This window comes from Flavobacterium sp. N3904 (assembly GCF_025947305.1).
Taxonomy (GTDB): Bacteria; Bacteroidota; Bacteroidia; order Flavobacteriales; family Flavobacteriaceae; genus Flavobacterium.
In genome coordinates this window covers 1,703,859-1,717,327 of record NZ_CP110009.1, presented here as the reverse complement: position 1 = coordinate 1,717,327, position 13,469 = coordinate 1,703,859, and the positions used below count along the sequence as shown (strand labels likewise).

The following is a 13,469-nucleotide window of genomic DNA, read 5'->3' as shown; positions in this document are numbered from 1 at the left end:
ATATTTAGGCCTCTTTATGAAAGTTCCCCTATTTGATCCACTTCATGAAATAATCTTAGACTTTCTTCCAATCCTTTTTTGTCGACAACATAAGTATCTGAAATGGAATCATGCCAACCCCTTCCGGAACTACCTAAAAAAGAAAAAGCTTCAAACGGAATTAAGCGACAAAGCGTTCTTTGAAAAAGAATCCCAAATGATGGCTTTTCACCATTTTCATCTACCACTATAGTTCCGGTTATAAATTTAGCAAAAGACCTACCTAAAAAACCTTCCGTTAGAGTGTAATAAATTATCATCACAACAATAGCTATTAAGTTGGATTGTAAGTCCGAAATATTTTGCATCCAAAGAAGTAAATTTGACAAACCCAATAACGCAGCAACTATAGCTCCTATAAAAGCAATAAAAACAATTACGATTATATAAAAAACTAAGTCTAAAATATAATTCATAAACCTAGTTCCACTTGATGCTAATAATTTTTCGTCTAAATAATAAGTAGTGTTTTTCATATCTAAAATTAATTCTAATTGATTATGACTATTTTGATTTCTTACAAATATAATCTTTTTTATTTAAGAAAAATCAACTAAAATCTTTACTTACGATAAGGCCTGCGTTAAATCGGCAATAACATCTTCTACAGTTTCCAAACCTACAGAAACGCGTACCAATCCATCAGTAATACTCACCGCCAAACGCTCCTCAATAGTCAATTTACTGTGAGTTGTAGAGGCCGGATGCGTAACGATTGTTCTCGTATCGCCTAAATTTGGTGACAACGAACATAATTTTATTTTATCCAAAAAAGCTCTTCCCGCTTCAATTCCGCCTTTGATTTCAAAAGCAACTATATTGCCTCCTAATTTCATTTGCTTTTTGGCAATTTCGTATTGTGGATGTGATTTTAAGAAAGGATACTTTACTTTATTAACCTGAGGATGGCTTTCCAGAAACTCTGCCACTTTCAAGGCGTTTTCACAATGTCTGTCTAAACGAATAGCCAAAGTCTCTAAGCTTTTTGATAATACCCAGGCATTAAATGGGGATAAGGAAGGACCGGTAAGTCGAGAAAATAAATAGATTTTCTGAATTAATTCAGCATCTCCAACTGTTATCCCACCCAAAACTCTACCTTGTCCATCTATTAATTTTGTTGCTGAATGTACCACCAAATGTGCGCCCCATTTTATCGGTTGCTGTAAATACGGTGTAGCAAAACAGTTGTCGATAATTAAAATCAAATTGTGCTTTTTGGCAATAGCTCCTAACAATTCCAAATCAATAATATCTACTGCTGGATTGGTTGGCGATTCGGCAAAAAGAATCTTTGTGTTTGGCTTTATAAAACTTTCAATGGTTTCGGGTTTATCGATATCAAAATATGATGTTTCAATTCCCCATTTTGGAAAATAATTGATAAATAACGAATGTGTTGCTCCAAAAACACTGCTTGCCGAAACAATATGTTCTCCGGAGTTCAACAAAGCCGCCAAAGTTGAATACACGGCTGCCATTCCCGAAGCAAAGGCAAATCCCGACTCAGCACCTTCCATTTTACAAATTTTTTCTATAAATTCGTTAGTATTGGGGTTACTGTAACGGCTATAGATATTTCGATCTTTCTCGTCTGCAAATGAAGCACGCATATCTTCGGCATCTTCAAATACAAAACTAGATGTTAAGTATAAAGGCACTGAGTGCTCTTGAAATTGCGTTCTTTCTAATTGGGTACGTATGGCTTGCGTTTCAAAACCAAATTCTTGTTCGTTCATTGTTATTTATTTTTAAAGCTATATCACGAAGATTCACAAAGAAAAAGCAAAGATTCGCAAAGTTTTTTCTTGAGATTTGTAAATAAAAGGCTTTATAATTATTTAATATTAAAGTTCAAAAGTTGATGAATTTAGATTTTCGCTAATTCTTCTCCGTTCAAAACTACTTTATAATGTATTGTTGCGGTTGGTTCTAGTGTTTTGGAAACCGAACAATATTTCTCGAAAGAAAGTTGTGCTGCTTTCAACGCCTTTTCTCCGTTGATTGGTCCTTCCAAATAAAACACAACGTGAATATCTTTGAATGGTTTTGCTTCACCAACTTGCACGCGTTCGCCTTCTACCTCAGCCTTGAAAGAAGTGATTTCCTGACGCTGTTTCTTTAGAATCGAAATCATATCAATTCCGCTACATCCTGCAACACCCATTAATACCAATTCCATTGGGCTTGGCCCCATGTCATTACCACCAAATTCTGGACGGCTATCTACATTTACAACCATTCCACGTTCGTTTTTCATTTCGAAATGGAAGTTGTCGTTTACTCTGTTAAGTGTTATTTTCATTATTATCTTTTTTAAACGCTGATGATGCAGATTTTCAAACGCAGATTCAGCAGATTTTTTTATTGATCTTCAGTTTCTAAATTATTATTGCCATTTAAATAATCCTCAATTATTATTTTTGATGCATCAAAATCCAGCTCATCAACTTGAAGTTTTACAGGATTTAAACCTCCCGAAGCAACAACCCAAGGCTCAATATTTGACATATATTCGTTTTGGGTAAAAACTGAAATTTCTTTTCCTTCTAATAAATTTCTAACATTCATTGCTTCAAAATATGACCCACTAAAAACTTCTACCATAACTATTATTTTAAATGCTAATAATGCGATTTTCTAACGCGGATTCAACGGATTTTTTATTTAAAAACTGATCACTGATTACTTTTTTTACCCTTTATCCGATAATCTCAAAATATCACCAAAAACCCCTCTAGCCGTAACTGCCGAACCTGCTCCTGCACCTTGAATTACAATTGGTCGATCTCCATAAGATTCTGTGTAAATTTCGAAGAACGAATCTGAACCTTTCAATCCACCCAAAGCAGTTTCTTTTGGTACCGAAACCAATTTCACTTCCAGATTTCCTTTATCGTTTTGCAAATCACCCGATAATTCTCCAATGTATCGCAACACGTGATTGGGTTGTTGATCTGCTTTGATTTTAGCATAAATGGGATCAAACTCTGTCAATTTGTTCAAGAAATCAGGAACATCACCTTCACGCAAATGTTCCGGAATTAAATTCTGAATATTAATTTCCTCAAACTCATTTTGCAAATCCAATTCTCTCGCCAAAATCAATAATTTTCTACCCACGTCGTTTCCGCAAAGGTCCTCTCTTGGGTCTGGCTCTGTATAGCCGTTATCGATGGCTTCTTTTAGTATTTCGCTAAAAGGAGCGTCTTTCGCAGAGAAATTATTGAATAAGTAACTCAAAGTTCCTGAGAAAACTCCTTTTATCTTAGTGATATTTTCACCCGAAAGGTGCAATAATTTTATGGTATCAATCAATGGTAAACCCGCGCCAACATTGGTTTCATAAAGGTAGGTTTTTTGATTGTCTTCCAATACTTGTCTCAACTGTTTGTAGAATGAATAACTCAACGTATTCGCCACTTTATTGGACGAAATTAAGTCAAAACTGTTCTCGGCCAATTTGATATAATTTTCAACAAAAGTAGTAGATGCCGAATTGTCAATAGCAATCAAATTCTCCAAGTGATGCTCATTGGCAAAAGCAATAACATCCTCGATTGTGTATGAAGTTCCGTTGGTTTGAATTTCATTTCTCCAATTTGGCGAGACTCCATTTTTATTCAAAAGCACATTTTTGGAATTGGCAATAGCAAAAACATTCAGTTTGATTCCTTTGCGTTTTTCGATAGCTCCAGCCGATTCTAAAATTTGATTAATCAACGTTCCTCCTACCAATCCGTGACCAAAAATTGCAATATTTATTTTCTTCGAAACTCCAAAAATCTCTCCATGAATCACATTCAACGCTTTGTTCAACTCCGATTTTTTCACCACCAAACTAACGTTTTTACCCGTCACCGTGTTGTTGAAAAGGATTGGAACAATTTTGTTTTTGATCAAAGCCGTATACGGTTTATGAAACGTACTCAAATCCTGTCCGATAATCGAAATTACCGAAACATTATCGGTAACCGTAATTTTATTGACATCTTTCGAATAAAAATCATTTTCAAATTCTCTTTCGAGTTCGATCATCGCCTTCGTCGCTTTGTCAGCATCAACCACGAGCCCGATTCCTCTTTCAGACGAACCTTGTGAAATTATGCTAACGCTAATTTCGTTATCTCCCATTACCTTAAAAATACGGGCGTCAACTCCGGTTTTTCCAAGTAATCCTCGACCTTCCAGATTAACCAAAGCTACATTTTCAAGAACAGAAAGTGTTTTGATTCCTTCTTTATCTGCTCTGGAAGTAATTAATGTTCCTTGATTTTCGTGATTGAATGTATTCAAAATTCGAAGCGGAATATTTTTTTCCAACAAAGGAATAATAGTTTTTGCGTGCAAAATAGTTGCTCCAAAATTGGCCAACTCATTCGCTTCGTTAAAAGACAAATGATCTATTTTTTTGGCATCCAAAACCAAATCAGGGTTTGCTGTATAAATTCCGTCAACGTGTGTGTAATTTTGAAGTTCCGTTGCATCCAGATAATTCGCTAACAATGAAGCGGTATAATTACTACCGTTTCTACCTAATGTTGTCGCTTCATTTTTACTATTCGAACCAATAAAACCTGTCACAACATTAACCGTTGTACCATTATGTGCCTTAAAATAAGCCACCACATTTTTCTTAGACAATTGCTCAACTGGTTGCGCATCACCATAATTCGAGTCGGTTTTTATCAACTCTCTTGTATCTGCAAAGTGAGCATTTATACCGTTTTTTATTAAAATAGCCGTCAGTAATTTAGCCGAAATCAGCTCGCCTTTAGACAACACTTCATCCTTAATTTTTACACTATAATCTCCAATCAGGCTTACTCCTTCAAAAAGTTTTTCCAATTTATTGAACTCTTCAGACAAATCCACATCCTCATAAACGTCTTGCTGATAACTCTTAAAATCTTCAAAAAGCGGTTTGTAATCTCCGTTTTTAGAAGCCAAAGCCAATATTTCTTCCAATTCGTCCGTTGCGTTCCCACGTGCAGAAACCACCACAGCAATCTGCTCTCCATTATTTACCTTTCCGGCAATAATTGCCACTACCTTATTGATTCCGTCTCCATTTGACAAAGACTTTCCTCCAAATTTTAATATTTTCATTTTGATATATTTTTTTCTAACTTAAAAACTCCTTTCAACAAATTATCCAATTGTTTATATTCAATCAAGAAAGCATCGTGTCCGTGAATGGAATCAATCTCTTGAAACGTCACATTCTCTTTGTGTTTTTTCAATATTTCGTAGGTCTCTTTGTTCTCATTTACCGTAAAAAACAAATCTGAATTAATTCCAATAATATGAATATCTGCTTCAATTTGTGACGCGACAGCAACAAAAGAATCTCTGTTTCTAGAAATATCTATCGTTTTCAATAATTGATTCATCAATTTATACGCCGAAAGCTGAAACCTTTTTTGCAACTTCTCCCCGTGATGGTTCAGCCAGCTTTCGATATTAAAAACGGCCAATTCTTCATTGGTTGTTCGATCAAATTTTGCTTTAAAAGACTCCGGTGTTCGGTAACACAACATCGCGTGAATGCGAGCGTCTTCAATTGGCTTTGCCGAATTATTCAAAATTTGTTCTTGCAAAAAACAATTGGCAATCAACCAATCAGTAGATTTCCAATCGGTTGCAATCGGAATTAAATGTTTTGTGATTTGTGGTGACAAAGCAGCGATTTCCCAAGCTATTCCGCCACCTACAGAACCTCCAATAATCGCAAACAATTGCTTAATTTGAAGTATTTTAAGTCCTTCTATAAAAAGTCTAGCCACATCTCTGGCCGTAAAATCCAAATAGTTATCGATTATAGTATCGTCAAAACCATTTCCAGGCACATTAAAAGCGAGTATGGTATATTTGTTGGTGTCTATGGTTCTGTTTTCGCCAATAAGTACATTCCACCATCCTTTCAAACCCACCACTTGTGAATTCCCTGTTAATGCGTGATTGACCAAAACGATAGGTGCCGTATGCAATGCTGGACCAAAAAGCTGATAACTCAAATTGATGGCAGCATAAAAAGCACCACTTTCGGTAGTAAAATTTTGTATTGTAATTGTGGTTGGTATATTTTCCAATTTCAAATCTATTTTGATTTTTTGATTTGTACCTGGAAATATTATGAAGAAAGCTAGAAAAAACTAGTTGAATTCTTTGTGTTATCTTTCCACGTTTGGCGTGGTAGAATGCAGCACCTTCTTCGATAAATCGAAGGGTTGCTAAGGCTTCATCGGGTCTAATCCCTCTGCCTTTCTTTATAACATTTCAATACGTTTCTGAACTTAAAGGTGCAAATTAACTACAATTTTATGAAACAACCAAATTATTATTCAATTCATCTTTGAAACAATTGTCGCTCGTCAATTAAAAAATTGCCAAGAATCGCACTAATTCTCACGTGTTTCTTTCCATTCAAAAAAGAACATTTCGTGTTTTTATCCGTGCAATTCTTGGCAAATAATTTTTACCTACACATTTCCTGTGATACTTCTCTTTAACTTATATAAAAAGAGTTTCATTTTCTTTAGAGTACATATGAAACAATAAAGAGGTGTTGCCTTTTTTTGCTTTCAAATCGAAGTTCTCGTCTACATGAAACCTGGTGTGATCCAACTCTTTCATAAGATTAAAAGGTTCTACTTTTATTGATTTCAAAATTATATTTTTTAGTAACTCTACTTTGCTTGTGATATATGTTATAGTTTTCATGATACTTTATTTTTGTAATTAATGTTTGTTTTATGGCTTATATTTCAAATGTTCTGCAACATTCTGTTTTTTTTTATAGCACAATGAGTTTCGTTTCCTAAAAAATCAATTGTGCATTTATACTTTTACTGTTAATTCTGCAAAAACGGCTGCTAAATCGGCTTTTAAATCTTCAATATCTTCCAATCCTACTGAGAGTCGAATCAAATCTTTGGTTACTCCCGTGGCGACCTGCTCTGCATCGGACAACTGCTGATGCGTTGTACTGGCCGGATGGATAATCAAGGATTTGGTGTCTCCAATATTGGCTAAAAGTGAAAACAGCTTTGTTTCATCAGCTACTTTCTTAGCTGCTTCAAATCCGCCTTTTAAACCAAATGTCAGCAATCCGTTTTGTCCTTTTGGCAAATATTTCTGAGCCAAATCATAATATTTACTCGACTTCAAACCGGGATAATTGACCCAAGCTACGGCTTCCTGTTTTTCCAACCACTGAGCCAATGCCAATCCGTTTTCGCTGTGCTTCTGGACTCGAACAGGCAGGGTTTCCAATCCCTGTATAATCTGAAAAGCATTAAATGGACTAAGTGCCGCACCATAATCTCGCAATCCTTCGATTCTTACTTTGGCAATAAAAGCGGCATTTCCGAGTGCTTCGTGATACACTAATCCGTGATATCCCGGTGACGGTTCTGTAAACTCAGGAAACTTACCACTGCTCCAGTCAAATGTTCCTGCATCAATAACAACTCCTCCCAGTGAAGTCCCGTTTCCAGAAATATATTTGGTAAGGGAGTGTATCACTATGTTGGCTCCATACTCAATTGGATTCAATAAATAAGGTGACGGAACCGTATTATCTACAATGAAAGGAACATTATACTCTTTGGCTTCTTCCGAAATGGCTTTAAGATCAAGAACGTCTAATTTTGGATTTCCCAAACTTTCTGCAAAAAATACTCTTGTATTTTCTTTGGCAGCTTTGGTAAAATTTGCCGAATCTGACGGATCCACAAATGTGGTTGTGATTCCCAATCTCGGTAAAGTAGCACTCAATAAATTATAGGTTCCTCCATACAAACTGTTGGAAGCTACTATATGGTCTCCAGTTTTTAACAAAACCAATAATGTAGTTGCAATAGCCGCTGTTCCAGATGCCGTTACCACTGCTCCAATACCGCCTTCCAAAGCCGCCAAACGTTGCTCTAAAATATCATTGGTTGGGTTATTCAATCGGGTATATATAAATCCAGCTTCGGCAAGACCAAATAAATTGGCAGCATGTTCTGAATTATTAAATACATAAGAAGTCGTTTGATAAATAGGCACTGCTCGTGTACCACCGTGTTTTGTTACATCATGTCCTGCGTGCAATGCATTCGTTGCAAATTTATTTGAACTCATAATTTCTTTTTTTTAATTTTTATTTTAAGCTTATTTGGCTTTACTATTTATTTTTTAATTCTGATTTTCTTATCCTTTGAGGACAGAAAAACAAAAAACCCTTTTAGATACGTATCCAAAAGGGTTTTAAGTTGTATGATAAACTTATACTTTTGGAATCAACAGACACAAACACACACCATGGCGCATATGCACATCATAATCTTATTTGCCTTGCAAATGGTAGTTTTAAACGTGTAGAGTTGGGGCATGCTTTATTATTTTTTTACTTATTGTTATCGTTTTTTTAACCTTGAAAATGACAAAAAAAAACCTCCCGTATTTTTGGGAGGTTTTTGCTATATATTTTTGAATTTAAAATTAAGCTATACACACTCCCCACAGGATTCATCCTGAATGGCTTTTTTTGACATATTGCATACATTAAACTTCATTTCTTACTTTTTTATTTCTGTTTTACAAATATCCAAACTTTTTTTTAATAATCCTAATACTAAACACAAAATTTAACACTTACAAAACAAATAATTAAAATTAGAACATATTAAAAATGAGATTATTATAAAAACAAAAGCTCTTAATTCTAAATTTTACTGTCTTTTATTTAACAAAAATTTCTCATATAAATAGATTTAAAACTAAAAATTAGGTCAAAAACAAGAACTCTTACCAATTTGAATGAATTGACTTTCAAAATAATTTGGCGACCAAACCTAATAATACAATAGCAATGGTGAGTAATGGATTTTTAAAAACAAAAAGAACAACATAACATACTATGCTCTCAGGAAGCTTTCCACAACACATATCATACAACAAATATTGAAATCATTAATTTTATTTCTAATTAATCCTATTTCGGCGGGACAAAATTGCAAACTATTTTTTAAACCACCAAGCAAAAATCAATTTATTTTTATAAATTCTATAGAATTAATAGAACTTGTTAAATTCCTCTTAATTAATTAAAAAAAACAAAAGAATAATTTGCAATTCAAAATGGTTTCATACATTTGCACCCGAATACAAGAGGAAAAATTTGAACTGATTGCAACCTCTTCATAATGAACCGGATTCATTATGGATGCTGAAAAATTTTCAGTAGAAAAAATGCTAAAGCAGAAACTCTCCTTTAGCCTTTCCAGCAATTATTTTTTTCTCGATTAATTTTTAAAATTTATAATTATTATGGCTTATTTATTTACGTCAGAATCTGTAAGTGAGGGACACCCAGACAAAGTTGCAGATCAAATTTCAGATGCATTAATTGATAACTTTTTGGCATTTGATGCTGACTCAAAAGTAGCTTGTGAAACCTTGGTTACTACTGGTCAAGTAATTTTGGCTGGTGAAGTAAAGTCAAATACTTACTTGGATGTACAACAAATTGCTCGTGAAGTAATTCGCAAAATTGGTTACACCAAAAGTGAATACATGTTTGAAGCCAATTCTTGTGGTATTCTTTCAGCAATTCACGAACAATCTGCAGATATTAATCAAGGAGTAGACAGAGCAAGTAAAGAAGAGCAAGGAGCTGGTGACCAAGGAATGATGTTTGGTTATGCAACAAATGAAACTGACAATTACATGCCACTGGCACTTGATTTATCACATAAATTATTGCAGGAATTAGCCATTTTAAGACGTGAAAACAACGAAATCACTTATTTACGTCCTGATGCAAAATCTCAAGTAACCTTAGAATATAGCGATGACAACAAGCCAACACGTATTGATGCTATCGTAATTTCGACACAACATGACGATTTTGACGAAGAAGCTACTATGCTTGCAAAAATCAAAAAAGACATTATCGAAATATTGATTCCTCGAATCATTGCAAAAAATCCTGCTCACGCTCATTTATTCAATGATAAAATTCAATACCATATCAATCCAACTGGTAAATTCGTAATTGGAGGACCTCACGGAGACACTGGATTGACAGGAAGAAAAATCATTGTAGATACTTACGGTGGAAAAGGAGCCCATGGTGGTGGTGCTTTCTCTGGAAAAGATCCGAGTAAAGTTGACCGAAGTGCTGCTTATGCGACTCGTCACATTGCTAAAAATCTTGTTGCAGCTGGTGTTGCTGATGAGATTTTAGTTCAAGTTTCGTATGCAATTGGAGTTGCAAAACCAATGGGTATTTTTATTGATACTTACGGAACATCAAAAGTGAATTTGACCAATGGTGAAATTGCCAAAAAAGTAGAAGCTATTTTTGATATGCGTCCTTACTTTATCGAACAACGTTTGAAATTAAGAAACCCAATCTATAGCGAAACTGCGGCTTACGGACACATGGGACGTACTCCTGAAACTGTAACCAAAACGTTTTCCGCTCCTGGTGGTTTAACTAAAACTGTAACTGTTGATTTGTTTACTTGGGAAAAATTAGACTTTGTAAACGAAGTAAAAACTGCTTTTGGATTGTAATAATCTAAAAAAATATTTCATAAAAAAACCATTCGTATTCCGAATGGTTTTTTTGTAAAGAATAGAAGCCTTTTTTTGAATTATGAACAAATAATTAATTACTAAACAAATACAATTTAATTCAAAAAAAGCAGTATTAACTTCTATTCCTATATATTGTATTTCAAAGAAAAAACAATATATCGCGGTTGCACAGTATATTTTGATGTTCTGGTAGAAAATTCAGAAAAACTATCGTCATTTAATGATGCTGTGTTCAGTAAATTGGTGCCAGAAACTTTATATTCCCATTTGCTGTCTTTCTTTTGATAAATCAAACTCGCACTCAAAAAATCATATTGATTGTTTACTGTTTTATTGTTGTTGTAATAGTGGTAATACTCATATTCTGTAACAAATGAAAAACTCTTTAAAAAATAGTAGTCCAATTTTGCGAACGGTTTATCGGTATAAAAAATATCACTGTCAAAATTATTTATAACGGCATTGTAACCTATTTCTAGATTGGGTAAATTTTTATAGTTTGTCGCTACTTTTACGGTATAACTTTGAGTAAAACTCTCAGATGCCGCCTTAATACCATTTTGAATATTATTGTATTTTGACCAGTTCAAACTCAAATTGGCCAATGCTTTATAGTTTTTCAAAAAAGAGCGTCCGTAGCTTCCATTTCCAGAAATGGTCTGATCCAAATCATTTGAATTATAAGGTGTAGAAGTCTGGTTTGTCCCATCAAAAATCACATTCGATTTTACAGCATCAACAACTCTGGAGTAATTTATGTTGGCGAAAATATTCTCGAAATTGAACATATTGTATTTAAAATAGCGCAAGGAATGCACTTGGGAAGTGGCATTTGATAATCTGCTATTTCCACTAAATAAACTGTTGTAATTATTTAAAACATAACCTTCAGCCAACTTATTAATGTCTGTAAAATCATTGGTGAAAATTAAATTATAGGTCAATGTTTCGGCCTTTTTTATTTGATACAAAGCATATAAATCGGGTAAAACTCGAGTAAAATTGTTTGTATAACTGACTCCCAATTGTGTATTGGTCATATCATAATAGTGAAAACTCACTCCCGGCGTGATGGTCAATTTACCCGTCAAAATTTTATAATGCAATCCCATAAAAGCATCATTAAAACTATAATTAACTGTATTATTATCTGCAGGATCCACAAGATTATTCGTGTTTCCATTATCCAATATCTGAAACATACTGGAATTGAAATTTTGATACGAATACGTATTCCCAAAAGTAAAATTAAGGTTGCTCTTTGGAGTTATCATATAATAATAATCCAGCTTTGCATCCACTTTATTGGTTTTTACAAATCGGTTTTGGTTAATGTCATTGCTGCTTTGTCCGGGAACATAACCTGGCAAAACAAAAGGTTGGTACTGCGAAATGGCATTGTAAAAAGGATCTTCATCTTGGTATAAATTTTGCATTTCGAACGCAAAAACATTTTTGTCGCTTTGGGTATAATACAAACTGATATTCTGATTGTATGAGGTTGGATTTTGAATTTTATGAGTATCAATATTTTGAATGCTAATTCCTGTAGCATCTATCGATTGGCTTAGAATAGCACTCACCTCATCTTGTTTGGACAATTTAGCCAAAAAATCATAATCAAACTGGAATCTAGTATTCGGTTTATAAGTAGAACTTACTTTAAACAATCCCAAATGACTTTTTTGGTTGGTATCATCTTCCCTATTTTCTGTAGAATACACGGTGGTAGAATTGGGATCCAAAACATTTGTCTGTGATTTGGTTTCTAAAACGGTTTGTGATTCGGATAAAATAGCAAAACCACTTAAACTCCAGGATTTAGTAACATTGTAAGCAAAATTTGTTGCTCCGAATTGAGTAGTTATTTCTTTGGCGCGATTATTTTTTAAAATTGAAATCCCTAAATCATTGGAAGAAACATTAAAGTTGCTTCCTCCTTTTTTCATCATGCTCCTAAAACCACCAGTGAATTTAAAATAATCTTGCATCGTAAGAGGCAATTCCCCAATATTATTAAAATTTGAAATGAAATTGACACTGTATTTCGGATTATAATAAAACAATTTCGGATTCACAACATATCTTTCGTCTGGACCAGCACCTGCATTTATATCTCCAAACCAAAAGTTTTTCTTTCCGCTTTTGAGTTTGATGTTCATGGCCACATTTTCTTCATTGTTTTCCAACCCTTTCAAGGCGCCCACTTCGTTGTAATTTCTAAGCACCTGAATTTTATCAATCGCATCGGCTGGAATGTTTTTTACGCCAAGCTTTGTGTCCCCGTCAAAAAAGTCTTTTCCTTCCACCATTAATTTGGATACTTTTTTCCCCTCCACTTCAATTTGTCCGTCTGAATTTACTTCGACTCCAGGGAGTTTTTTCAAAACATCTTCAAGTTTTCGCTCAGTTCCTGATTTAAAGGAATCGGCATTATATACAATTGTATCCCCTTTTATAGAAACAGGCATTTCCCGTACAATTTCAACCCCTTCGAGCTCTATACCTCCGGAATCCATCACTATACTTTGCGTCATATTTTGACTGGAAGTAGACACTGTAATTTCCTTATTCTTCATTCCAAGATAACTCAGTTTGATCGAATAATTGGTATTTGGCTTTAAATTCAAAACAAACTTTCCCTTGTCGTTGGTAATAGCATAAGAATCCATTGTTTTGGCTTCGTTATTTATAGCCATAACATTGGCCATCTTTAAAGGATTTTTGTTATTGTCCAGAATGACACCATCAAATCTAATATTTTGAGAAAACGAAATAGAAGTTAGGAGCAACAAAATAAAGCATGGTATTTTTTTCATTTAGAATTATTTCTAAAATTA

Annotated in this window: 10 protein-coding genes and 1 riboswitch; of the genes, 1 reads left to right on the top strand and 9 read right to left on the bottom strand. The window is 34.1% G+C overall.

Annotated elements, in window-relative coordinates:
- Positions 1–14: 14 nt before the first annotated feature.
- From OLM57_RS07045 to OLM57_RS07010, 8 genes are all read right to left on the bottom strand, one after another.
- Positions 15–515 (bottom strand): RDD family protein, encoded by a 501-nt coding sequence (locus OLM57_RS07045; RefSeq protein WP_264566521.1) that lies wholly within the window; start codon positions 513–515, stop codon positions 15–17.
- Positions 516–605: 90 nt separating this feature from the next.
- Positions 606–1,778 carry a trans-sulfuration enzyme family protein gene (locus OLM57_RS07040; protein ID WP_264566520.1) on the bottom strand — a complete coding sequence of 391 codons (1,173 nt, stop codon included), beginning with the start codon at positions 1,776–1,778 and terminating at the stop codon, positions 606–608.
- Between the two features lie 131 nt (positions 1,779–1,909).
- Complete coding sequence (locus tag OLM57_RS07035; protein ID WP_264566519.1) at positions 1,910–2,344, bottom strand: OsmC family protein; 435 nt, start codon at positions 2,342–2,344, stop codon at positions 1,910–1,912.
- 59 nt (positions 2,345–2,403) lie between these two features.
- Entirely contained in the window at positions 2,404–2,646 is a 243-nt protein-coding gene (locus tag OLM57_RS07030; protein WP_264566518.1) for a DUF2007 domain-containing protein, read from the bottom strand.
- Between the two features lie 87 nt (positions 2,647–2,733).
- Positions 2,734–5,148 carry a bifunctional aspartate kinase/homoserine dehydrogenase I gene (thrA, locus tag OLM57_RS07025; RefSeq protein WP_264566517.1) on the bottom strand — a complete coding sequence of 805 codons (2,415 nt, stop codon included), beginning with the start codon at positions 5,146–5,148 and terminating at the stop codon, positions 2,734–2,736.
- Positions 5,145–6,131, bottom strand: coding sequence for an alpha/beta fold hydrolase (locus tag OLM57_RS07020; RefSeq protein ID WP_264566516.1), 987 nt, complete (start codon positions 6,129–6,131; stop codon positions 5,145–5,147). The genes thrA and OLM57_RS07020 overlap by 4 nt, the downstream gene beginning before the upstream one ends.
- Positions 6,132–6,209: 78 nt before the next feature.
- Positions 6,210–6,317, bottom strand: a riboswitch (SAM riboswitch).
- Positions 6,318–6,552: 235 nt separating this feature from the next.
- On the bottom strand, positions 6,553–6,762 hold the full coding sequence (locus OLM57_RS07015) for a hypothetical protein (RefSeq protein ID WP_264566515.1): 210 nt from the start codon (positions 6,760–6,762) through the stop codon (positions 6,553–6,555).
- Positions 6,763–6,879: 117 nt separating this feature from the next.
- On the bottom strand, positions 6,880–8,166 hold the full coding sequence (locus tag OLM57_RS07010) for an O-acetylhomoserine aminocarboxypropyltransferase/cysteine synthase family protein (protein WP_264566514.1): 1,287 nt from the start codon (positions 8,164–8,166) through the stop codon (positions 6,880–6,882).
- Positions 8,167–9,354: 1,188 nt separating this feature from the next.
- On the opposite strand from OLM57_RS07010, the gene metK reads away from it, so the two are divergent.
- Entirely contained in the window at positions 9,355–10,605 is a 1,251-nt protein-coding gene (gene metK / locus OLM57_RS07005) for a methionine adenosyltransferase (protein ID WP_264566513.1), read from the top strand.
- A gap of 149 nt (positions 10,606–10,754) precedes the next feature.
- Here the strand turns inward: metK and OLM57_RS07000 are convergent, their stop codons facing one another.
- On the bottom strand, positions 10,755–13,448 hold the full coding sequence (locus OLM57_RS07000) for a carboxypeptidase-like regulatory domain-containing protein (RefSeq protein ID WP_264566512.1): 2,694 nt from the start codon (positions 13,446–13,448) through the stop codon (positions 10,755–10,757).
- Positions 13,449–13,469: the final 21 nt, after the last annotated feature.